The organism is Pseudomonas sp. Con_6, from assembly GCF_059379395.1.
The window spans coordinates 3,357,343-3,378,646 of the sequence record NZ_CM182011.1; the positions used below are offsets into that span (position 1 = coordinate 3,357,343).

A 21,304-nucleotide genomic window follows, 5' to 3' on the forward strand; every position below is an offset into this window, starting at 1 on the left:
GGCGGCAGGCGAATCCTTGGAACGGACTAGTCTTGATGCCGACCTCGAGCGCCTGGCTAGCTGCAGATCCTCAACCTGGCAACTGACAAAAATGCCAGTCAGCGCGTGTGCCTTGTTATGGGAAATGGGTCTGAGCAGGCCACGGCGCTGAATTAGGCTCATTAAGAGGCGCGCACGCGCACGAGTGCTCATCCCCATGACTGTCGAGACCGCTACCATGTCTGCAGCAGACACTATTGTCTTCAACGATCAGCCCCTGAAAAACGATCTGCATGGCTCGCTGCAAGGCAGTGTGCTGTGCGCCCAGACCAGCATCTTGCCGTCCAGGGCTTCGGCGTTACCCGACGATGTTCAGCCGCGACTGGTAGCCCAGCGCGACACGCTGGTGATGTTCAAGCCCCTGGGCAGCGAGACCTTGCCCTTTGTAACACTCCAGGTGGTCGCTGCCGACGGTGCCTTGCTGTACAGCGCGCCCATGGACCCGCCCAGTGCATTGCCACCGGCGCCAGACAACGTAACGTCCGGCGGCAAGAAGATCATCTATGGGGACCCGTTCTGGAGCTACCGGCTGCCCTGGGCCTGCATCGTGCCCGGCATCCGCCTGTTGTTCGGATCGGCCTTGCGTTCCGGCTACTACCACGACGTGAACGTCGGCGCTCCCGGCGAACTGGTGCTCCACACCATCGACGTGGGCATGCTGACTGCCCCCCAGGCAGTGTTCAATCCGACCTTCACGGCCGATATCCAGCGCCAGCTCTTCCAGCAGTGGCCTTGCAGCCGGCTGGTGGTGAACCGCTACGAGCCGGTGCACCTGACAGAGGTCATGTTGCCGGACGGCACCCTGTACACCGAACGATCCACCAGTGCTGAGCCGGCGGATGACACCCACGGCGACATGCGTAACCAGGTCGGCAGGGATCTGGTTGCGCAGGGCATCAACAACGCCAACCTCGGCATCCATTCCTCGCCCGGCGCCGGCGACAGTAAACTGAGCAAGCACTCCGCCGTCGCCCAGATCGCAGCCCATAGCTCGGTTGGCATGTATAACGAAGGCCGGGTGGTGCATGACCGCAGCGCCAGTGGCGGCCTTATTTGCACCAAGGACTGTAAGGGGTCTCCGTTCAGTGGCCTGGTGAGCATGGCCATGGGCTTGCGGAATTCGAACAGCTTCAAGGCATCGGTCCACCGCCCCGCCGGAAGCATCAATTCCACCTGGGGCTGGGACAGCGAGAGGAATGTGTTCCTGCCGAACTTCGATCCCGCAGAGAACAACGAGGTGAGGAACTACGCCGGCGAATGCCAGGAGCCTTTCCATGGACACCGCTTCGGTATCGATCCGCTGGCGGGTGGGTTTGCGCTTAATCCGACGACCAACCGCTACGCGATGTGGACGCCATACATGCTGAACCAGCTGCAGGGCTTTTTAGAAAGCAAGGTGGTGTTCGACAAGGCGTCGAACACCGGCTATTCGCGGTGGAACGAGAAGACCAGGAGCATGGAACCCTGGGCGGAATTCAAATGCGTCTATCCGCCCAGGTACACGCTGGACGAGCCCGCGCTGCGCGACTGGCTGGCACAGCATCGTCTGCTCGAGGTGTCCATGTGGAACCAGCACTTCACCAAGGATGTCCACGTGCCTGCGGCCAGTGCCGAAAACAAGGGGCGGGGGGTGCGCTTCGTGCACCAGGCTTCCTTCGACGGCTATGTGCATATCAATGACGAGGTCGTGAAGATCGTCGATGGGGACGTGCTGAACTTCGAGTCCAACGGTTCGACATGGAAGCGGGTGGACGACTTCTCGTTCAATGTCGCCCGCGAGCCGGAAACCCTGGGTGTGCCGGTGTCCACGATCGTTGGCTACTACGATCCGCAGGGTAGTCTGCGTGACTATTTCTACAGCGCGCTGCACGGGGGCTACGGCAACGTGTTCAAGCCTGACCGGCCCGTGGAGACGAAACTCGCCAAATGCTGGGTCGAGGTGCGCAATGCCAAGGGCCAGACCCGGGGCTACGTGCTCAGGTCGGAGCGGGGTGAGGCCAAGGTGATGAACCGGGTGCACATCAACGTGCCGCAGAGCTTCGGCGCCACGACGGTGACCCTGTACCGCGATGGCAAGGCAGTGTTGACCCGGAACCTGGCCAAGCCCGCCGGCGGCAGTGGGGTGACGATCAACGGCTGCGCCTGACGGGCACGGGCCCGACCGATCCGCGTAGTCTCAACGGACGATGATGCCTTTGGCGGCGCTTAGCACAATGACCTCGATACCGCATTCCGTCATCGAGGACCAAGGGCATGATCGAGATTCGTGGGTTGAGCTATTTCGTCGCGCAGTGCGAAAACCTCGGCCAGTGGCAGCGTTACGCCGAGGACGTGCTGGGTATGCAGACCCTGCCAGCACCACACGGCGGGCTGTACGTGAAGATGGACGAGCGGCCGTTCCGCGTGCTGGTGGTCGAGGGCGATGCGCCGCGTTACCTGGCGTCTGGTTGGGAACTGGCCTCGGAGCAGGCGTTCAACGCGGCCCTGAAGCATCTGGACGGGCAGAGCGTCGAGTGGCAGCCCGGCAGCGCCCGGGAAATCGAGCAGCGCGGCGTCCAGGCGCTGGCGATCGTTACCGACCCCTCCGGCAACCGTCATGAGCTGAGCTGGGGCCATCGCTCGGACTGTCAGCCGTTCATTTCGCCCCAGGGCGTGCCGCGCTTTATCACTGGCGACATGGGCCTGGGCCACACGGTGCTGCCAGCGCCGAACTTCGACGCGACGCTGAGTTTCGCCCGCGATGTGCTCGGCTTCGGCCTGTCGGACATCTTCAATTTCCGCCCGGATCCGTCGGCACCGCCGGTGCGCATCCACTTCCTGCACTGCGCCAATGCCCGCCACCACAGCCTGGCCCTGGCCGAGTACCCGGTGCCGTCCGGCTGCGTGCACGTAATGGTCGAGGTCGACTCGATGACCGAGGTCGGCCGCGCCCACGACCGCCACCAGGCCAACGGCGTGAAGCTCTCCGCCACCCTCGGCCAGCACCTCAACGACCGCATGACCAGCTTCTACATGCAAACCCCGTCCGGCTTCGACCTGGAGTACGGCTACGGCGGCCTGCAGGTGGACTGGGCCGAGCACTCGGCCTTCGAGTTCACCCGCGTGAGTATCTGGGGCCACGACTTTTCCGTCGGCCAGCAAGGAGCCTGAATCGATGAATAAACAACTGACGGCCGCCGCGGCGGTGGCACGGCTGCGCGACGGCATGACCATCGGCTTCGGTGGCTGGGGGCCGCGGCGCAAGCCGATGGCGATCGTCCGCGAGATCCTTCGCTCGCAGGTCAAGGACCTGACGGTGGTTGCCTATGGCGGCCCGGAAGTCGGCATGCTCTGCGCCGCCGGCAAGGTGCGCAAGCTGGTGTTCGGTTTCGCCACCCTCGATGCGATCCCGCTCGAACCCTATTACCGCAAGGCCCGCGAGGCCGGCGAGCTGGAACTGATGGAGCTGGACGAAGGCATGTTCCAGTGGGGCCTGCGCGCCGCCGGCATGCGCCTGCCGTTCCTGCCGACCCGCTGCGGTCTGGCCACCGATGTGGCGCGGCTCAATCCCGGGATCAAGGAGGTCCGTTCGCCCTATGACGACGGCGAGGTGCTGCTGGCCATGCCGGCGCTGAACCTTGACGTGGCCTTCCTCCACGTGAATGTCGCCGACCGCCTGGGCAATTGCCTGGTCACCGGTCCCGATCCGTACTTCGACCACCTGTTTGCCCGGGCGGCGCAGGAATGCTTCGTGTCCTGCGAGGAAATCGAGGAGCGCCTGGCCCTGACTGCGGAGCAGGCAAGGTTCAACACCTTCGAGCGCTACCTGGTGACCGGTGTGGTGCATGCGCCGCTGGGGGCGCATCCGACTTCGTGCCCGAGCGACTACGGCTGGGATCTGGAGCATCTGAAGCGGTATGTCGCCAGTGCTGGCGAGGAGGAGGGCTGGCAGCGGTACGTCGAAACCTATGTAACCGGTGGCGAATCGGTCTACCAGGAGCAGAACGGCGGCCCTGCACGAATGGCTTCACTGCCCTTGCCCGTTTTCTGAGAGCGACGCGAACCCTGTGATTCATGAGGAACCAAGAATGTCCGCCACCTGTGATTTCACCCTCGCCGAACTGCTGATCGTCGCCGCCTCCGAGGCCTGGCGCGGCAATGGCGAGGTCATCGCCTCGGGCCTCGGCGTCATCCCGCGCCTGGGCGCCAGCCTGGCCAAGCTGACCCACAGCCCGGAACTGCTGATGACCGACAGCGAAGCCTTCCTGGTCGAAGAACCGGTGCCCCTGGGCCCGCGCGGCGACTTCGAGCCGCGCTACGCCGGCTACCTGTCCTTCGAACGGGTCTTCGAATGCGTCTGGGGCGGGCGGCGCCACGCCATGATCGGCCCGACCCAGATCGACCGCTGGGGCCAGACCAACCTGTCCTGCGTCGGCGACTACCACAAGCCGAAAACCGCGATCCTTGGCGTGCGTGGCCTGCCGGGCAACAGCATCAACCACCTCAACTCGTTCTTCGTGCCCAGCCATAACACCCGGGTGTTCGTCAGCGGCGAGGTGGACATGGTCTCCGGCGTCGGCTTCAAGGCCGAGCGCTGGCCGGAAGGGGCGCGCCGCGACCTGATGGATATTCGCCGGATTGTCAGCGACCTCTGCGTCATGGACTTCGACGGCCCGGACCGCGCCCCGCGCGTGCGCAGCCTGCACCCGGGGGTGAGTTTCGAACAGGTCCAGGACAACACCGGCTTCCCGCTGCTCAAGGCCCCGGAGTTGGCTGAAACCGGGCATCCGACCGCCGAGCAACTGGACATCATCCGCCGCCTGGACCCTCACGGCCTGCGCGCCAGCGCCCTGAAGGGCAATCCGCCCGGCATTCGTGCCGCCTGAAGACAAGGACCGCGACCATGCACAACAGCGACAGCGAATTCGTCGTCCGCGAGGACAGGTCGGCCTACGAGACCGACACGCCGGTGCTCTACAGCGTCGCCGAGGGCATCGCCAGCGTCACCCTGAACCGGCCCAACTTCAACAACGCGCAGAACTCGCAGATGACCTACGCCCTCGATGCCGCCCTGCGCCGGGCGGTGGATGACGATGGGGTCAAGGTCATCGTCCTGCGCGGCGCCGGCCGGCATTTCTCGGCGGGCCACGATATTGGCACGCCGGGTCGCGATATCGACAAGCCTTTCGAGCGTGCCCACCTGTGGTGGGACCACACCAACAAGCCCGGCGGCGAGCAGCTGTATGCACGCGAACAGGAGGTCTACCTGGGCATGTGCCGGCGCTGGCGCGAGTTGCCCAAGCCGACCATCGCCATGGTCCAGGGCGCCTGCGTGGCCGGCGGGCTGATGCTGGCCTGGGTCTGTGATCTGATCGTTGCCAGCGACGACGCGTTCTTTCAGGACCCGGTGGTACGCATGGGCATTCCAGGGGTGGAGTATTTTGCCCATCCCTACGAGCTCAACCCGCGTATCGCCAAGGAGTTTCTCTTTTGCGGCGAGCGCATGAGCGCCGCGCGTGCCTACCAGATGGGCATGCTCAATCGCGTGGTGCCGCGTGATGAACTGGAAGACGCCACCTATGCCATGGCCGCTAGCATCTCCTGTCAGCCACGCATGGGCCTGGCTTTGACCAAGCAGGCGATCAATCATGTCGAGGACCTGCAGGGCAAGCGCAGTGCCATGGACGCGGCCTTTGCCTGGCATCACTTCGCCCATGCGCACAACGAACTGCTGTCCGGCGACAAGCTCGGTGGCTTCGATGCCAAGGGCATGGTGCGGGCCAACAAGCAGGCGGCGGGAGGCGAGGGCGCATGAGCGGCTGGTTGAACACGCCATTGACCGACGCCCTGGGCTGCCGGTACCCGATCGTGCAGACCGCCATGGGCTGGGTCGCCGATGCCAACCTGGTGATCGCCACCACCCATGCCGGGGGCTTTGGCTTCCTCGCCGGGGCGACCATCGCCGCTCATGCGCTGGAAGGCGAGATCCGCAAGGTGATCGATGCCACCGGCGGCAGCGACTTCGGCCTCAACTTCCATATGTTCCAGGACAACGCCGCGCAGTGCGTCGAGCTGGCCATTGCCTATCGGCTGCGTGCGGTGAGCTACGGCCGCGGGCCGGACAAGGCGACCATCGCCCGCTTCAAGGCCGCCAGGGTGCTGTGCATTCCCACGGTGGGTGCGCTCAAGCACGCGATCAAGGCCCAGGAACTGGGCGCCGACCTGATCACCATCCAGGGCGGCGAGGGTGGCGGGCATACCGGTGGCGTGCCCAGCTCGATCCTGCTGCCCCAGGTGCTCGATGCCGTGAAAGTGCCGGTGATCGCCGCCGGCGGCTTCGCCAACGGCCGTGGCCTCGCTTCGGCCCTGGCTGCCGGGGCGGCGGGCATTGCCATGGGCACCCGTTTCCTGATGACCCGGGAATCGCCCACGCCCGCCGCAACCCTGGAGCGCTACCTGAAAGTCAACGACCCGCAACAGGTGCGGGTCACCACCGCGGTGGACGGCATGCGCCACCGCATGATCGAGAACCCCTTCATCAACCGCCTGGAGAAGGCCGGCCCATTCGGGCGCCTGCGTATCGCCCTGGGCAGTGCCTGGCAGTGGAAACAGCATACCGGCATGAGCCTGGGGCATATGGCCGGGGTGTTCCTGCGCTCGCTGCGGGAGGACCCGGCGGCCTTGTCCCAGGTGGTCATGGCGGCCAACCAGCCGGTGCTGCTGCAGCGCTCCATGGTCGACGGGCTGCCCGACGAAGGCATCCTGCCCAGCGGCCAGGTGGCCGCGGCCATCGGCGAACTGCTCAGTTGCCAGCAGGTGATCGAAGGCATTGCCCGCGAGGCCGAACAGTGCCTTGACGCTCTGGCCGCGCGCCGTGGCGTCCCTTATTCCGTTCCTCTTGGAGAAGCCCTGTGAACCAGGCATTCAGCACGCAACTCGAGCAGGGGATCGCCGAACTGGTGATCGCCAAACCCCCGGTCAACGCCCTCGACAGCCAGGAATGGCAGGCCCTGGCCCGGGAGATCGACAGCCTCGGCGCCAATCCCGAGGTCCGCGTCATCGTCATCCGTGCCGAAGGCCGCGGCTTCTGCGCCGGCGTCGATATCAAGGAGCTGGACGCCCATCCCGAGCGCATCGTCGAGGTCAATGCCGGCAACTACAACACCTTCAAGGCGGTGCACCGTTGCCCGGTGCCGGTGATCGTCGCTGTGCACGGTTTCGTGCTCGGTGGTGGCATCGGCATCACCGGGGCGGCGGATATCGTCGTCGCTGCCGAGTGCGCCACCTTCGCCTTGCCGGAGGTGGACCGTGGCGCCATGGGCGGCGGTGCACACCTGCAGCGCCTGTTTCCGGTGCAGAAGGTTCGCTACCTGTTCTTCACCGGGGAAAAGATCGGGGCCCGGGAAGCCATGCAATACGGCTTCATCGAGCGCCTGGTGAGCAAGGAGCAACTGCGCGAGACCGCCCTGGACATCGCTGCGCGCATCGCGGCGAAGAGCCCGGGGATGATCCGCATTGCCAAGGAGGCACTCAACGGCATCGAGGACGGCAACCTGGAAGACAAGTACCGCTGGGAGCAGGGCTTCACCCTGCAGGCGTACACCAGCCCGGACTCGGCGGAAACCCGGCGGGCCTTCGTCGAGAAACGCGAAGCGAAGTTCTGATTCCCAGAGTGCACCGCGAACCCTGTGGGAGCGGGTTCACCCGCGATTGCGAGGGTGAATTCACCGATGTCATCGCGGGTAAACCCGCTCCCACAGGGTCCGCGGTGCACAGGGGATCGCGTCGAACCATCTGTTAGTCAAGTTTTGGTCCAAGAGGGCGCCATGCAACTGACCTATACCCCCAAGCAACAAGCCTTCCGCGCCGAAGTCCGGGCCTGGCTGGCCGACAATCTGCCGCCCGAGCCGCTGGCCAGCTACGACACCCGCGAAGGCTTCGAACAGCACCGCGCCTGGGAGGCGAAGCTCTTCGACAGCCGCTGGTCCATGGTCATGTGGCCTGCCGAGCTGGGCGGGCGCGGCTGCGACCTGATCGAATGGCTGATCTTCGAAGAGGAATACTACGGCGCCGGCGCACCCATGCGGGTCAATCAGAACGGCCAGTTGCTGCTCGGCCCGACCCTGATGGAGTTCGGTACCGATGAGCAGAAAAAACACTTCCTGCCGCGCATGGCCGCCAGCGTCGACATGTGGGCGCAAGGCTGGTCCGAGCCCAATGCCGGATCGGACATGGCCGCGATCACCAGCAAGGCGGTGCGCGATGGCGATCACTACGTGATCAATGGCCAGAAAACCTGGTCGACCCGGGCCATCTTCGCCGACTGGTTGTTCGGCCTGTTCCGCAGCGAACCCGGTTCCACTCGCCATCATGGCCTGTCATTCCTGATGGTGCCGCTCGACGCGCCAGGCGTGAACATCCGACCGATCAAGGCGCTCAACGGCAAGGACGCCTTCGCCGAAGTGTTCTTCGACGACGTGCGGGTACCGGTGGGCAACCTGATCGGTGCCGAAGGGCAGGGCTGGCACGTGGCGATGGCCACCGCCGGCTTCGAACGCGGCCTGCTGCTGCGCTCGCCGGCACGCTTCCAGCACACCGCGCGCAAGTTGGTCGAACTGTTCAAGGCCGAGCCTGAGACCGCCGAGCGCGACCCGAGCCTGCGCGATGCGGTCATGGAGTGCTGGATGGGCGCGGAGGCCTACGCGCTGTCCGCCTACCACACCGTCGGCCGTCTTGGCCGGGGCGAGCAGATCGGCGCCGAGTCGAGCGTCAACAAGATCATCTGGTCCGAGCTCGACCTGAAGATGCACGAGACCGCCATGCGCCTGCTGGGCGCCCGTGGCGAGCTGCGCGATACGCAAGGCGGCTGGCTGGAGGGCTTCCTGTTCGCCCAGTCCGGGCCGATCTACGCCGGCACCAACGAGATCCAGCGCAACATCATCGCCGAGCGCATGCTCGGCCTGCCGAAGTAAGGAGAGGCCATGGACTTCACTTTCAACGATGACCAGCTCGCCTTCCGCGAGGCCATCAGCCGTTTCCTGATGACCGAGGCCGCGCCGGAGATGCTCCGCGAGATCTGGGAAACCGACGCCGGCCGCTCGCCGGACCTGCGCAACAAGATCGCCGCCCAGGGCCTCACTGCTCTGTCGATCCCGGAGGAAGACGGCGGCCTGGGCATGGACGACATTGCCTGGGCCTTGATGACCCAGGAGCTGGGCTATTACGCGATTCCCGATTCCCTGGCCGATACCGCCTATGTCGCCGTCGGCCTGCTCGCCGGGCTGGCCCCCGGGCATCCCGCGCGCAGCCGCCTGCTGCCACGCATTGCCGAGGGCAGCCTGCGCCTGGCCATCGGTCATCCGGTCAATCCGTTGGTCAGCGACGCGCATCTGGCCGAGGTGCTGCTCCTCTGCCATGGCGACCAGGTGCACTTGCTGCCACGGGCGGCGGTGGAAGTGCAAAGCCAGGCGAGCATCGATGCTTCGCGGCGCCTGGGGCAGGTGAGCTGGAATCCCACGGCGGCGACCTTGCTGGCCGGTGGCGAGCAGGGCCGGGCGTTGCAGACGCAGTTGTTGGACCGCGGAGCCCTGTCGGTGGCCGGGCAGTTACTGGGTTTGGCCCAGCGCATGCTCGACCTGTCGGTGGACTACGTGGCCCAGCGCAAGCAGTTCGGCAAACCGATCGGCAGCTTCCAGGCGGTCAAGCATCACCTGGCCGATGTCGCCCGGTATATCGAACAGGCCAAGCCTGTGCTTTACCGCGCTGCCCACGGCCTGGCCCGGGGTGATCTCTCGGCGTCGCTGTGGGTCTCGCAGGCGCGCCTGGCCTGCTGCGAAGCCAGCTGGATCGCCGCGCGCAAGGGCATCCAGGTGCATGGCGCGATGGGGTACACCTGGGAGGTCGACCTGCAGATGTTCATGAAACGTGCCTGGGCCCTGGATGCGGCCTGGGGTGATCGCGGTTTCCACAAATCCCGTGTCGGCGCCTACCTGTTCGCCGATGGCGCCCGGCTGGGGCCGGGCCATACCTTCGAGGACTGATCCATGCCAGAGGCTTATATCGTCGACGCCCTGCGCAGCCCTACCGGCAAGCGCAAGGGTGCCTTGTCCGAGGTGCATGCCATCGACCTCGGCGCCCAGGTGCTCAAGGCCCTGGTGCAACGCAACGCGATTCCGCCGGAAGACTACGACGACGTGATTTTCGGCTGCGTCGACACCATCGGCGCCCAGGCCGGTGACATCGCCCGCACCAGTTGGCTGGCTGCCGGCCTGCCGCTGACGGTGCCGGGCACCACCGTGGACCGCCAGTGTGGCTCGTCGCAGCAGGCCGTGCACTTCGCCGCCCAGGCGGTGATGAGCGGGACCCAGGACGTGGTCGCCGTCGGTGGCGTGCAGACCATGACCCGCATCCCGATTTCCTCGGCGATGCTGGCCGGGCAGCCGCTGGGCTTCCCCGATCCGTTCTCCGGCAGCCGCCTGTGGCGTCAGCGCTTCGGCGAGCAGCCGGTGGACCAGTTCTACGCAGCGCAGCGCATCGCCGATCACTGGCAGATCAGCCGCGAGCAGATGGAAACCTTCGCCCTGGAAAGCCATCGGCGTGCACTGGCGGCGCAGGAAAGCGGGCGTTTCGCCCGGGAGATCGTCGCCTGCGAGGGCTTGGCCGAGGACGAGACGCCACGCCAGACCAGTCTGGCGAAGATGGCCGAGTTGCAGCCGGTGGATCCGCGTTTCCCGTCGATCACCGCCGCAGTGTCGAGCCAGACCTGTGATGCCTCGGCGGCGCTGCTGGTGGTCTCGGAAGCGGCGCTCAAGCGCTACGACCTGACGCCGCGGGCACGTATCCATCACCTGACGGTGATGGGCGACGACCCGATCTGGCACCTCACCGCGCCCATTGCCGCCACCCGCCGTGCCCTGCAGCGCGCCGGGATGCGCATGGACGACATTGACCGGGTCGAGATCAACGAAGCCTTCGCCTCGGTGGTGATGGCCTGGGCCAGGGAACTGGACTACGACCCGGCGCAGACCAACGTCAATGGCGGCGCCATCGCCCTCGGCCACCCGCTGGGCGCCACTGGCGCGCGGCTGATGACCACGCTGCTCAACGAACTGGAATGCAGCGGCGGTCGTTATGGCCTGCAGACCATGTGCGAAGGCGGCGGCCAGGCCAATGTCACGATCATCGAACGTCTTTGAAGCAAGGAGTCACGCAATGCCTATCTGTAATGGCCGGACGGTGATCATCACCGGCGCCGGCGGCGGTCTCGGCCGCGCCTATGCCCTGGCCTTCGCGGCCGAGGGTGCCAATGTCGTCATCAACGACATTCGTGCTGAAGCGGCGGCGGATGTCGCCGGGGAAATCGTCGCCAGCGGTGGCCGGGCCATCGCCAACAGCGACGACATCACCACCCTCGACAGCGCCCAGCGCATCGTCGATGCCGCCCTGGCCGTGTTCGGCGAGGTGCATGTGCTGGTCAACAATGCCGGGGTGCTGCGCGATCGCATGTTCATCAGCCTGTCCGAGGAGGATTGGGACCTGGTGATGCGCGTGCACCTCAAGGGGCATTACTGCCTGGCGAATATCCTCGGCCGGCGCTGGCGCGACCTGGCCAAGGCTGGCACGCCGGTGGCGGCGCGGATCATCAACACCAGTTCCGGTGCGGGCTTGCAGGGTTCCATCGGCCAGTCCAACTACTCGGCGGCCAAGGGTGGCATCGCCGCGCTGACCCTGGTTCAGGCGGCGGAGCTGGCGCGCTATGGCGTCACCGCCAATGCCCTGGCCCCGGCGGCGCGTACGGCGATGACAGAAAGCGCGATGCCCGATGTGGTCAAACGCCCGGAAGACGGCAGTTTCGATGCCTGGGCGCCGGAGAATGTCGCGCCGTTGGTGGTGTGGCTGGGTAGCGAGTTGTCCTGGGAGGTGACCGGGCAGGTATTCGAGAGCCAGGGCGGTCGGATTTCGCTGGGGGATGGCTGGCGGACCGGGGTGACCCGGGACAAGGGGGCGCTGTGGCGGGTGGAGGAGGTGGGTGAGGCAGTGAGTGCCATCCTGGCCGAGGCGCCGCAGGCGCAGAAGGTGTGGGGCAGTTAAGCAACGCCCTTCTGCAAAGGATCGGGGCGACCTGGTATTTCTGTCAGTTGTTGGATTTACCTCCCGCTGTTTGAATCGAGCCATGAACAGACGCTATCTCACAGCAGGAGTGCAACACCATGAGCAAAGAAAACCAGCAACCCCGAATCGGTCTCGGACTCTCCGAAACCGAGGCATATGCCCCTCTGAAGGGCGATAAGAAAACGATCCTCGTCAGTACCCGGATTCGCGACGAAGCCGTCAGGTTCGATTTCACCGTCAACGGCCAAAGCGCAGACTTTCCCGGGATACGGCTGGAAAGGTACTACCAGTCTGCGTCGCTGATCATCGACAAGGCCTTCATCCAGCAGTACAGCGGCGCCTGGCCCGTCACGGTCGAGATCGTGGCCAGCCAGGACTCGTTCGAAGATCGCGCGACTCTGACGCTGTTTGACACACGTACCTTGCGGGCTGATCGGGTGGCGCTGGCCGTCATTCCTGAGCGCTTGACCATTCCCCTGGGCAATGACTTCGTGGAGGCGCATGTGCAGCGTCAGTTCTACGATGCCAACGATTTTCCACTGCCTTTCGACGAGATCAGCGAGACGATCGAGTTGATCCCAAGCGTACCCGGTGTGGAACTGAATCGCGTCATGATCAGGGTCAGTTCAATGCCTCACGCCGACAAGGTCAATGTCCGGGTGTCAGGGCCGGATGGGGTTAGCGCAGACGCAACGCTGACGCTGGTCAGGTGATCTCGAGGGCTGGATGAACTCCCACAGATGCCGCGTCGCTCTTGAAGCCGGTTGCGAACCTGTGGGAGTAGCGATCAGGACGGCATTCACGATGAGGTTGTAGGCGCGGACGCCATCGCGGGCAAGGCCCGCTTCCACAAGGTGGGCGTTGAGCCACAACTACAACGGATAGTTTTTCAGCTCGCGAGCGATCAACATCCGCTGGATCTCGCTCGACCCTTCGTAGATCTGCGTGATCCGCGCATCCCGGTAGTACTTCTCCACCGGGTAATCCTCCAGGTAGCCATACCCGCCATGCACCTGGATCGCCATCGAGCACACCCGCTCGGCCATTTCCGAGGCGAACAGCTTGGCCTGCGAGGCCTCGCTCAGGCACGGTTTGCCCGCCGTGCGCAGCCGCGCTGCATGCAGGATCAGCAGCCGTGCGGCATTGACCTGCACCTGCATGTCGGCCAGCAGGTTGGCGATGCTCTGGTGCTCGTTGATCGGCTTGCCGAACTGGATGCGCTCGCGGGAGTACACCAGCGCCGCCTCGAACGCCGCGCGGGCGATACCCAGGGCCTGGGCGGCGATGCCGATGCGACCGCCTTCGAGGTTGGAGAGGGCGATCGCCAGGCCCTTGCCGCGGGTGCCCAGCATGTTCGCTTCAGGAATCCGGCAGTTGTTCAGGGTCACGGCACAGGTATCGGAGGCACGGATGCCCATCTTGTGCTCGCTGCGGTCGACCACGAAGCCCGGATTGTCGGTGGGTACGAGGAAGGCCGAAAGGCCTTTCTTGCCAGCGTCCGGGTCGGTCACGGCGAAGACGATGGCCAGCCCGGCGCGCCTGGCGTTGCTGACAAACTGCTTGGCGCCATTGATCACCCAATGGCCGTCCTTGAGTTCGGCGCGGGTGCGCAGGTTGTGCGCTTCGGAACCGGCCTGGGGCTCGGTCAGGCAGAAGCAGCCAATCACCTCGCCACTGGCCAGGCGCGGCAGCCAGGCCTGTTGCTGCTCGAGCGTGCCGTAGGCCAGCAGCGGGCCGCAGCCCACCGAGTTGTGGATGCTCATCAGCGCGCCGGTAGCACCATCGCCGGCGGCGATCTCTTCTACGGCCAGGGCATAGGCGACGTAGTCGGTATAGCTGCCGCCCCAGTCCTCGGGGACGACCATGCCCAGCAGGCCCAGTTCGCCCATCTTCGCCACCACGGCGCTGTCGATCCAGCCGGCCTGTTCCCAGGCCCTGGCATGAGGCGCGATCTCGCCACGGGCGAAGTCGCGGGCCATGTCGCGAATCATGATCTGTTCTTCAGAAAGTTCCAGGTCTTGCATGTGCGTGCTCCGGCCCTCAGAGGCCTTCGAAGAATTGCTCGACGCGCGGGCGGTCGAGGTCGGCTACGCGGGCGGGATTCCAGCGCGGCTGCTTGTCCTTGTCGATCAGCAGGGCACGCACGCCTTCGATCAGGTCGCCGTGTTCGAACCACTGCCGGTCCAGGTGCAGTTCCATCTTGAAGCAGTCTTCCAGGCTCTGGTGCCGGCCCCGACGAAGCAGCTCCAGGGTCACCGCCATCGCCAATGGCGAGCGGGTATCCATCAGGTCGGCGGTCTTCAGTGCCCATTCATGACTCTCGGCCACGGTCACGCTGCGCAGTTGTTCGACAATGCTGGCGATGTCCGGCAGGGCAAAGAAATGGTCGATGGCCGGACGCAGGTCGGCCAGGGGCGGGTTGACCAGGGTCTGGCTGCCGAGGCGGGCGAGGGCGCCTTGCAGGTCCTTGAGCGGGTATTCACCCCAGCTCAACTGGTCGAGGTCGTGGTCCAGGGTGGCCAGCTTGTCGCTGTCCAGATACCAGTCGGCGAGCCCGCAGTAGAGTGCGTCGGCGGCCTGGATCTGGACGCCGGTGACGCCGAGGTAGATGCCCAGTTCACCCGGAATGCGTGACAGAAAGTAGCTACCGCCGACATCCGGGAAGTAGCCGATGCCCACCTCCGGCATCGCGAGGCGACTGCGTTCGGTGACTACCCGCAGCTCGGCGCCCTGGGCCAGGCCCATACCGCCGCCGAGGCAGAAACCGTCCATCAGGGCGACGATGGGCTTGCGGTAGTGGTGGATGAACAGGTCGAGGTCGTATTCCTCGACGAAGAAGTCCCGGTGCAGGGTTGCACCGCTTTTGTAGCTGTCATACAGCGAGCGGATATCGCCACCGGCGCAGAAGCCCTTCGGGCCTTCGCCGCGCAGGACCACGGCACGGATGTCCGGGTCGAGGGCCCAGGCTTCGAGCTGCACGCGCAGGTCGCGGACCATCTGCAGGGTCAGGGCGTTGAGCCCGGCGGGGCGGTTGAGGGTGAGGTGGCCGATATGGTTGCGGACGTCGGCCCGTACCTGAGCGCTGTCCGCTTCGGAAGTGGCTGGTGCTTGAGCTTGCGCGGTCATCGCTGTCTCCCTGCTTTGTTATTGATTTTCCACGTGAATTATCGCGGTGTGGACTAAGGGTCAAGGATCGCCCGGATCGTATCAGTGCAAATTTGCCGAACTCAATCGGCAAAATCGCAGTGGCAATCTGCATTTTTGCATGGGCAACCCCGACCTTCGGTCGTGCCTTTGACACTTTAGCCTTGTGACCCGCAGGCACAGGGGATTAGTTCCCAGGGCTGCCGCACCCCGCGCCCCGGCCAAAGCAGCGCCAGCTTGGGTCCAAGGCAGCGTAGGGCAGGGCGCGCAGCCTTTCGATAATCGCCTCCGACAACCGTCCCCACCGTTCGCGGAGAGCGTCATGCACAAGAATAAGAATGCCAATGCCCGTTTCCTGCCGTTGTTGGCCGGCCTCGCCACTGTCGGGCTGGTCCCGCTGGCCCAGGCGGAAATCATGCTGTACGACAAGGATGAAACGACCTTTTCCACCGACGGCTACATCAACGCCTTCTACGTCAACAGCGACGTCGACCGTGACGGCGACCAGTACGATCGCCGCCAGTCCCGCGTGAAGATGGGCTTTCTGCCCAACTACCTTGGCTTCAACATGACCAAGCAGATGGGTGACCTGAAGCTCGGTGGCCGCGCGTCGTTCTGGGTGACCATCAACGACAGCGAGCAGAACGGCACCGACACCGCCATCGACGTCCGCCAGTTCTACGGCACCGTAGCCAATCCCGAGTGGGGTGAAGTGCTGATCGGTAAAGACTTCGGCCTGTTCGCTCGCTCCAACATCCTTCTCGACGAACTGCTGGCCGGTTATGGCCAGGTCAGCGACACCCTTGGCCTGGTGGACGGTGGTGGCGTGTCGTTCGGCAATATCGGCAGCGGTTATCCGTATCCGTTCCCGTCCTCGCAGATCACCTACCGTACCCCGGTGATGGACGGCTTGCGGGTCGCCGTGGGCATCCTCGACCCGGTGGACACCAACGACAGCAGCGCGATGGGCAAGGCCTACCAGAAGAACCCGCGCACCGAGAGCGAGGTCACCTACCAGTTCGACCTTGGCGGGGCGAAGATCTACAGCTGGATCAACGGCAGCTACCAGACTTCTGACAACACCGACCACAACGTCGACAGCGTCACCTCCAAGGGCCTGGGCTATGGCGTGCAGGCCAAGATGGGCGCCTTCTCGCTGACCGGCTCGGGCTTCACCGCCAAGGGCATCAACCCGTTCTTCACCAACAACGCCGGGGAAGCCACCCTGCGCGAGGTGGACAGCAAGGGTTATCTGATGCAGGGCTCGTACACCTTCGGCAAGAACCGCCTGGCGCTGTCCTACGGCAAGACCAAGGATGACGGCAATGGCGCGGTGAATACCGGTGCCGACTACGAAACCCGTGGCATCGCGCTGTTCCACACGATCAACGACAACCTCAAGCTGGTGGCCGAGTACAACCAGTTCGAGATCAAAGGCCACGAAGGCAGCGCACAGAACGAAGATACCGACACCCTGGCATTGGGTGCCGTCCTCACCTGGTGAACCCCACCCACTGCGGGGCAGGGGGCTTTTCCGGCAAGGCGCATCCTGCCGGGGAGGCCTTCTGCCCTGTGGTGGTCTTTCGGGCCTCATCGCCCACAGGGGGCGAGTGCACCGCTTACCTTGTGGGAGCTGGCTTGCCGGCGATGAGGCCCTGCAAAACAGCAAGGATCTTCAGTCGAGCAGCAACCCCACCTGCACCCGCTTCGGCAATTTCCCTACCACCAGCTGATGCGACCGCTTCAGCAAATCCTCCAACGCCTCCCGCCCCAACGCATACGGTCGCGCTACACTGACCCAGTGCGCCCGCGCCAGATACGGCGCCGGCTGCACTCCCGGCATATCCACGTAGCCAAGGAACAGATCCTTGTCGACCTTGAACGACAAGCCCGCACCCGCCAGGTCCATCACCGCGAACATCTTGTTCCCGGCCACGGAAAACACCCGCACGCCACCCCACTTGTAGTCTTCCTGCGCGCCGGGTAGCGCCAGGCAGAAGGCTGCGACCTGTTCTTCACTGAGGTTTTTCTCAGACATAACGCTCTCCACATTCTTCGAAAGACGCTACCAGGTGGTCGATCCATGCCCGTACCGCTGGTAGCACGCCACGCCGGTGTGGATACACCGCTTGCAGGTAGCCGCTGGGCATCGACCAGTCCGGCAACAGGTGCACCAGTTCGCCGCTGGCCAGTTCCGCCTCGCAGTGCAGCAGGGGCAGGGCAGTGAAGCCGAGACCGGCGAGAACGGCAGCCTTGCGCACGACGAAGTCGTCGATGCCCAGGCGCGCTTCCACGGCAATGTCCTCGCGCTGGCCTTTGGCATCGGACAGGCGCAGGTGCACCAGGCGGTCCGCTTCCACCGCGCCCAGCGCCGGCAGGGCGGCCAGTTCCGACGGATGTCGGATCGGATGCTGGTGGGCGAAGGCCGGCGAGGCCACCAGTTGCATTTGCGCGCGGTTGAGACGACGGGTAACCAGAGCCGGGTCCTCGTCGCCCAGATCACGCACGCGCAGGGCGACATCGATACCTTCGGTGATCAGGTCGACCCGGCGATTGACCAGGATCATCTCCAGCTGGACCTGCGGGTACAGCTCCAGGAAGCGCGTGATGACCCCGGGCAGGAACTCGTGAGCCAGGCCTACCGGACTGGAGACCCGCAGGCGTCCGCGGGGCTCGCTGGTCATGCTGGCCACCACTTCGTCGGCCATTTCCGCCTCCAGCAGCATGGCCTGGCAATGCCGCAGGTAGCGCTCGCCGACCGCAGTCAGCTTCAGTTGCCGGGTAGTGCGCTGCAACAGGCGGGTGCCGAGCCGCTCTTCCAGCTCAGCGATACGCCGCGACAGACGCGACTTGGGGATGCCCAACTGACGCCCGGCGGCGGCGAAACCGCCGGCTTCGACGACACGGGCAAAGTAGAACAGGTCATTGAGGTCTTGCATGATTGTTCCATGGGTGGGACGAACTAACGCAATTTTGCGATCTTATCAGCTATTGGTTATGCCGTTAGGATTCTCTCCATCGTGATCGCCGACCAGCGGTCCTCATTCAAGGAGAGCACCCATGAAACTGCTTCACATCGACTCCAGCATCCTCGGCGACAATTCGGCCTCGCGCCAACTGAGCCAGCAAGTGGTCCAGGCCTGGCAGGCCGCCGATTCCTCGATCGAAGTGGTCTACCGTGACCTCGCTGCCGACGCCATCAGCCACTTCTCCTCGGCGACCCTGCTGGCCGCCGGCACTCCGGAAGAGGCCCGCGATGCGGCTCTGGCCCACGAAGCGAAACTGAGCGCGCAAACCCTGCAGGAGTTCCTCGATGCCGACGCCGTGGTGATCGGTGCACCGATGTACAACTTCAGCATCGCCAGCCAGCTCAAGGCCTGGATCGACCGTGTTGCCGTTGCCGGCAAGACCTTCCGCTACACCGAAGCCGGCCCTGAAGGCCTGTGCGGCAACAAGAAGGTGATCGTAGTCTCCACCGCCGGCGGCCTGCATGTCGGCCAGCCGACCGGTGTCGGTCACGAGGACTTCCTCAAGGTGTTCCTTGGCTTCATCGGTATCACCGACATCGAATTCGTCCGCGCCCATGGCCTGGCCTACGGTGAAGAACCACGCAACAACGCCATGCAGGCGGCCCAGGCGCAGATCGCCAACGAGCTGTTCGCGGCGGCGTAACTGTCAGCAGTTTCATCCAGCTTTCATCCGTGCCGATCTGGCCCGCTCTATGCTTGGCATAGGGTGGGTCACGCCATTTGTGTCAGGGTGAAACAAAATGCAGGTTCTACGGACGTTCTTGGTGCTGTGTGCGTTGGGTTGCAGCTTGCTGGTGCAGGCTGAGCCGGCGCAGCACTGGAACGTTGGTCTGCACCGCATGAGCATCCCCGATCCGCTGGATGGCCAGCCGATGCAGGTGCTGGCCTTCTATCCGTCCACGGGCGAGCCCCATGTCCGTCGTATCGATGGCTACCGCCTGTACGTCGCCGCCGAAGCGCCGGTGGTGATGGGGCGCTTCCCCTTGCTCGCGCTTTCCCACGGTAACACTGGCACGCCAATGGCCCTGCACGACCTGGCCAGCGCCCTGGCGCGGCGTGGTTTCGTGGTGGTCGCGGCGGTGCATCCCGGCGACAACAACAAGGATCACAGCCGTCTCGGTACCATCAGCAACCTCTATGGGCGTCCTTTGCAGATCAGCGCGGCAATTACTGCCGCCCTCGATGATCCGCTGCTGTCGCCTTATGTCAGTGGCGACCAGGTCGGCATGATCGGCTACTCGGCCGGGGCGGAAACCGCGCTGATTCTTTCTGGAGCACGTCCCGACCTGCAGCGCCTGCGGCGTTACTGCGAGGAGCGTCCGCTGGACGCCGATGCCTGTTCCCGGCATGGCGAAGTGATAGCCGATCGCGATGACCTGCTGCCCGAGCCCGACCCGCGGATCCGCGCCTTGCTGCTGATGGCGCCATTGAGCCTGAGCTTCGGGCGCCAGGCGCTGGCCGAGGTGCAAGTACCGTCATTGATCTACAGCGGCGACCACGACCAGTTGCTGGCCGTGGACAAGAATGCCGAGGCCCTGGCGCGCAAGCTGCCGGTCACCCCCAACTACCGCAGCCTGCAAGGGGCAGGGCACTTCGTGTTCATGTCGCCCTGCGACGACAACCAGCGCGCGCGTATGCCGGCGTTGTGCAACGATCCCGATGGGGTTGATCGGGTCGGTATCCATATCTCGCTGCAGTCCGAGGCCACGCGCTTCTTCAACCGCGCCCTCGGTGTTTCCAGTCGCGCCGGTCTGCACACCGCTGATCAGTGAGTGGCGGTGCGGCGCAGCAGCGTCAGGACAAGGCCGACGCCCAGCAAGGAGAGCAGGGCGGCGACGCAGAAGATCCAGGCGTAGCCCAGATGAGCAGCGACAAAGCCCATCACCGGCCCTGCGATCGCCAAGGCCAGGTCAAAGAACACCGCATAGGCCCCCAGTCCGGCACCGCGGCTGGTTGGCGGTACCTGCTTGATCGCTTCCACGCCCAGCGCCGGATACACCAGCGACAGGCCGAAGCCGGTCAGCCCGGCGCCGACCAGCGCCAATACCGGCGACGGTGCCAGCCAGAGGAGCGCTAAACCCAGGGTCTCCACGGCCATGCAGGCGATGGCTACGCGATAGCCGCCCCACTGGTTGACTGCGTTGACGAACAGCAGCCGCGACACGATGAAGCAGATGCCGAAGGCGGTCAGGCACCAGGCCGCGCCGGTCCAGCCGCGCTCCAGGTAGAAGAGGGTGACGAAGGTGGTCAGGGTGCCGTAGCCGATCGAGGCCAGGGTCAGGGCCAGGCCGCACGGTGCGACGCGGCCGAAGGCGGCCCAGAACGGCAGACGTTCGCCGCGTACCACCGGCAGCGACGGCTGGGTGCGGATCACCAGAAGGGCGATGACGGCCATCAGCGTCAGGGCCACGCCGATGCTCCAGAAGCCTGTCTCGCCAGCCAGGATCACCCCCATTGGCGCGCCGATGGCGATCGCGCCGTAGGACGCGATGCCGTTCCAGCTGATCACCCGCGCCGTGTGTTCAGCGCCCACCTGGCCAATGCCCCAGCTCAGGGTACCGACGCCAATCAGTCCCTGAGCGATGCCCAGCAACACCCGGCCGGCCAGCAACAAGGCCAGGCTCAGCAGTGGTGCGTCGATCACCAGTGCCGATCCCCAGGTCAGCACGCCGGCGCCGACGATGCCGAACAGGCCGTAGGCGATGCTGCGGCGTGTCCCCAGGCTGTCCGCCAAGCGTCCGGCCATGGGCCGGCTGAGCAGGGTCGAGAGGTACTGGATACCGATCACCAGACCGGCCACGACGGCGCTGTAGCCCAGCACATCGTGGACATGGCTGGGCAGCACCGCAATCGGCAAGCCGATGCAGATGAAGGCGATGAAGGTATAAAAGACGATCGAGAGGATCTGCAGGGTGACGGAGAGCGACGAGGGTGAAGCGGAGGGTGCAGCAGACATGGGGTTTCGTTCGCAGGCCAGCGGTTGAAGGCTTACATGATGGCTG

The 21,304-nt window shown here is 65.0% G+C and carries 20 protein-coding genes; 15 read left to right on the forward strand and 5 right to left on the reverse strand.

Features of this window, described 5'->3' with window-relative positions; translation table 11 throughout:
* The first annotated feature begins 196 nt into the window (after positions 1 to 196).
* From AC5QPF_RS14985 to AC5QPF_RS15040, 12 genes are all read left to right on the forward strand, one after another.
* On the forward strand, positions 197 to 2,185 hold the full coding sequence (locus tag AC5QPF_RS14985; RefSeq protein ID WP_494963966.1) for a M66 family metalloprotease: 1,989 nt from the start codon (positions 197 to 199) through the stop codon (positions 2,183 to 2,185).
* A 107-nt stretch (positions 2,186 to 2,292) separates the two neighbouring features.
* Positions 2,293 to 3,189 carry a VOC family protein gene (locus tag AC5QPF_RS14990; RefSeq protein WP_494963967.1) on the forward strand — a complete coding sequence of 299 codons (897 nt, stop codon included), beginning with the start codon at positions 2,293 to 2,295 and terminating at the stop codon, positions 3,187 to 3,189.
* A gap of 4 nt (positions 3,190 to 3,193) precedes the next feature.
* On the forward strand, positions 3,194 to 4,069 hold the full coding sequence (locus AC5QPF_RS14995; RefSeq protein WP_494963968.1) for a CoA-transferase: 876 nt from the start codon (positions 3,194 to 3,196) through the stop codon (positions 4,067 to 4,069).
* A gap of 37 nt (positions 4,070 to 4,106) precedes the next feature.
* Positions 4,107 to 4,904 carry a CoA-transferase subunit beta gene (locus AC5QPF_RS15000; protein ID WP_494963969.1) on the forward strand — a complete coding sequence of 266 codons (798 nt, stop codon included), beginning with the start codon at positions 4,107 to 4,109 and terminating at the stop codon, positions 4,902 to 4,904.
* Positions 4,905 to 4,921: 17 nt separating this feature from the next.
* A complete protein-coding gene (locus AC5QPF_RS15005) occupies positions 4,922 to 5,833 on the forward strand; it encodes an enoyl-CoA hydratase (protein WP_494963970.1) in 912 nt (303 codons plus the stop codon).
* The gene (locus AC5QPF_RS15010) at positions 5,830 to 6,933 is read left to right on the forward strand and encodes a nitronate monooxygenase (RefSeq protein WP_494963971.1); all 1,104 of its coding nucleotides are present in this window, start codon (positions 5,830 to 5,832) and stop codon (positions 6,931 to 6,933) included. The genes AC5QPF_RS15005 and AC5QPF_RS15010 overlap by 4 nt, the downstream gene beginning before the upstream one ends.
* Positions 6,930 to 7,682, forward strand: a complete 753-nt coding sequence (locus tag AC5QPF_RS15015; RefSeq protein WP_494963972.1) for an enoyl-CoA hydratase family protein — start codon at positions 6,930 to 6,932, stop codon at positions 7,680 to 7,682. Before AC5QPF_RS15010 ends, AC5QPF_RS15015 begins: the two co-directional genes overlap by 4 nt.
* A gap of 162 nt (positions 7,683 to 7,844) precedes the next feature.
* A complete protein-coding gene (locus AC5QPF_RS15020; RefSeq protein WP_494963973.1) occupies positions 7,845 to 8,990 on the forward strand; it encodes an acyl-CoA dehydrogenase family protein in 1,146 nt (381 codons plus the stop codon).
* A 9-nt stretch (positions 8,991 to 8,999) separates the two neighbouring features.
* On the forward strand, positions 9,000 to 10,058 hold the full coding sequence (locus tag AC5QPF_RS15025) for an acyl-CoA dehydrogenase family protein (RefSeq protein ID WP_494963974.1): 1,059 nt from the start codon (positions 9,000 to 9,002) through the stop codon (positions 10,056 to 10,058).
* Positions 10,059 to 10,061: 3 nt separating this feature from the next.
* Entirely contained in the window at positions 10,062 to 11,213 is a 1,152-nt protein-coding gene (locus tag AC5QPF_RS15030; RefSeq protein WP_494963975.1) for an acetyl-CoA C-acetyltransferase, read from the forward strand.
* Between the two features lie 16 nt (positions 11,214 to 11,229).
* Positions 11,230 to 12,108: an SDR family oxidoreductase gene (locus tag AC5QPF_RS15035; protein ID WP_494963976.1), complete on the forward strand. Its 879-nt coding sequence runs from the start codon at positions 11,230 to 11,232 to the stop codon at positions 12,106 to 12,108.
* A 119-nt stretch (positions 12,109 to 12,227) separates the two neighbouring features.
* Positions 12,228 to 12,842, forward strand: a complete 615-nt coding sequence (locus tag AC5QPF_RS15040) for a hypothetical protein (protein ID WP_494963977.1) — start codon at positions 12,228 to 12,230, stop codon at positions 12,840 to 12,842.
* Positions 12,843 to 13,001: 159 nt separating this feature from the next.
* Here the strand turns inward: AC5QPF_RS15040 and AC5QPF_RS15045 are convergent, their stop codons facing one another.
* Together AC5QPF_RS15045 and AC5QPF_RS15050 are read right to left on the reverse strand one after the other, a co-directional pair.
* On the reverse strand, positions 13,002 to 14,153 hold the full coding sequence (locus AC5QPF_RS15045) for an acyl-CoA dehydrogenase family protein (RefSeq protein ID WP_494963978.1): 1,152 nt from the start codon (positions 14,151 to 14,153) through the stop codon (positions 13,002 to 13,004).
* Positions 14,154 to 14,169: 16 nt separating this feature from the next.
* Positions 14,170 to 15,255, reverse strand: a complete 1,086-nt coding sequence (locus tag AC5QPF_RS15050; protein WP_494963979.1) for a 3-hydroxyisobutyryl-CoA hydrolase — start codon at positions 15,253 to 15,255, stop codon at positions 14,170 to 14,172.
* 340 nt (positions 15,256 to 15,595) lie between these two features.
* Here AC5QPF_RS15050 and AC5QPF_RS15055 point away from each other — a divergent pair, with 340 nt between their 5' ends.
* Positions 15,596 to 16,777: a porin gene (locus AC5QPF_RS15055; protein WP_494963980.1), complete on the forward strand. Its 1,182-nt coding sequence runs from the start codon at positions 15,596 to 15,598 to the stop codon at positions 16,775 to 16,777.
* Positions 16,778 to 16,948: 171 nt separating this feature from the next.
* Here AC5QPF_RS15055 and AC5QPF_RS15060 read toward each other — a convergent pair whose 3' ends face one another.
* Together AC5QPF_RS15060 and AC5QPF_RS15065 are read right to left on the reverse strand one after the other, a co-directional pair.
* On the reverse strand, positions 16,949 to 17,311 hold the full coding sequence (locus AC5QPF_RS15060; RefSeq protein ID WP_494963981.1) for an MmcQ/YjbR family DNA-binding protein: 363 nt from the start codon (positions 17,309 to 17,311) through the stop codon (positions 16,949 to 16,951).
* Positions 17,304 to 18,212 (reverse strand): LysR substrate-binding domain-containing protein, encoded by a 909-nt coding sequence (locus AC5QPF_RS15065; protein WP_494963982.1) that lies wholly within the window; start codon positions 18,210 to 18,212, stop codon positions 17,304 to 17,306. The genes AC5QPF_RS15060 and AC5QPF_RS15065 overlap by 8 nt, the downstream gene beginning before the upstream one ends.
* Before the next feature lie 121 nt (positions 18,213 to 18,333).
* Between AC5QPF_RS15065 and AC5QPF_RS15070 the strand changes: the two genes are divergently transcribed.
* Positions 18,334 to 18,945 (forward strand): NAD(P)H-dependent oxidoreductase, encoded by a 612-nt coding sequence (locus AC5QPF_RS15070; RefSeq protein WP_494963983.1) that lies wholly within the window; start codon positions 18,334 to 18,336, stop codon positions 18,943 to 18,945.
* A 97-nt stretch (positions 18,946 to 19,042) separates the two neighbouring features.
* Entirely contained in the window at positions 19,043 to 20,074 is a 1,032-nt protein-coding gene (locus tag AC5QPF_RS15075; protein WP_494963984.1) for an alpha/beta hydrolase family protein, read from the forward strand.
* Here AC5QPF_RS15075 and AC5QPF_RS15080 read toward each other — a convergent pair.
* Positions 20,068 to 21,258: an MFS transporter gene (locus tag AC5QPF_RS15080; RefSeq protein WP_494963985.1), complete on the reverse strand. Its 1,191-nt coding sequence runs from the start codon at positions 21,256 to 21,258 to the stop codon at positions 20,068 to 20,070. The genes AC5QPF_RS15075 and AC5QPF_RS15080 overlap by 7 nt on opposite strands.
* Between the last annotated feature and the right edge of the window lie 46 nt (positions 21,259 to 21,304).

Excerpts from the sequence above, each read along its gene's own strand:
- AC5QPF_RS14985 (WP_494963966.1), top strand. The coding sequence starts at position 197 with ATGACTGTCGAGACCGCTACCATGTCTGCAGCAGACACTATTGTCTTC.
- AC5QPF_RS14990 (WP_494963967.1), top strand. The coding sequence starts at position 2,293 with ATGATCGAGATTCGTGGGTTGAGCTATTTCGTCGCGCAGTGCGAAAAC.
- AC5QPF_RS14995 (WP_494963968.1), top strand. The coding sequence starts at position 3,194 with ATGAATAAACAACTGACGGCCGCCGCGGCGGTGGCACGGCTGCGCGAC.
- AC5QPF_RS15000 (WP_494963969.1), top strand. The coding sequence starts at position 4,107 with ATGTCCGCCACCTGTGATTTCACCCTCGCCGAACTGCTGATCGTCGCC.
- AC5QPF_RS15005 (WP_494963970.1), top strand. The coding sequence starts at position 4,922 with ATGCACAACAGCGACAGCGAATTCGTCGTCCGCGAGGACAGGTCGGCC.
- AC5QPF_RS15010 (WP_494963971.1), top strand. The coding sequence starts at position 5,830 with ATGAGCGGCTGGTTGAACACGCCATTGACCGACGCCCTGGGCTGCCGG.
- AC5QPF_RS15020 (WP_494963973.1), top strand. The coding sequence starts at position 7,845 with ATGCAACTGACCTATACCCCCAAGCAACAAGCCTTCCGCGCCGAAGTC.
- AC5QPF_RS15025 (WP_494963974.1), top strand. The coding sequence starts at position 9,000 with ATGGACTTCACTTTCAACGATGACCAGCTCGCCTTCCGCGAGGCCATC.
- AC5QPF_RS15030 (WP_494963975.1), top strand. The coding sequence starts at position 10,062 with ATGCCAGAGGCTTATATCGTCGACGCCCTGCGCAGCCCTACCGGCAAG.
- AC5QPF_RS15035 (WP_494963976.1), top strand. The coding sequence starts at position 11,230 with ATGCCTATCTGTAATGGCCGGACGGTGATCATCACCGGCGCCGGCGGC.
- AC5QPF_RS15040 (WP_494963977.1), top strand. The coding sequence starts at position 12,228 with ATGAGCAAAGAAAACCAGCAACCCCGAATCGGTCTCGGACTCTCCGAA.
- AC5QPF_RS15045 (WP_494963978.1), bottom strand. The coding sequence starts at position 14,153 with ATGCAAGACCTGGAACTTTCTGAAGAACAGATCATGATTCGCGACATG.
- AC5QPF_RS15050 (WP_494963979.1), bottom strand. The coding sequence starts at position 15,255 with ATGACCGCGCAAGCTCAAGCACCAGCCACTTCCGAAGCGGACAGCGCT.
- AC5QPF_RS15055 (WP_494963980.1), top strand. The coding sequence starts at position 15,596 with ATGCACAAGAATAAGAATGCCAATGCCCGTTTCCTGCCGTTGTTGGCC.
- AC5QPF_RS15060 (WP_494963981.1), bottom strand. The coding sequence starts at position 17,311 with ATGTCTGAGAAAAACCTCAGTGAAGAACAGGTCGCAGCCTTCTGCCTG.
- AC5QPF_RS15065 (WP_494963982.1), bottom strand. The coding sequence starts at position 18,212 with ATGCAAGACCTCAATGACCTGTTCTACTTTGCCCGTGTCGTCGAAGCC.
- AC5QPF_RS15070 (WP_494963983.1), top strand. The coding sequence starts at position 18,334 with ATGAAACTGCTTCACATCGACTCCAGCATCCTCGGCGACAATTCGGCC.
- AC5QPF_RS15075 (WP_494963984.1), top strand. The coding sequence starts at position 19,043 with ATGCAGGTTCTACGGACGTTCTTGGTGCTGTGTGCGTTGGGTTGCAGC.
- AC5QPF_RS15080 (WP_494963985.1), bottom strand. The coding sequence starts at position 21,258 with ATGTCTGCTGCACCCTCCGCTTCACCCTCGTCGCTCTCCGTCACCCTG.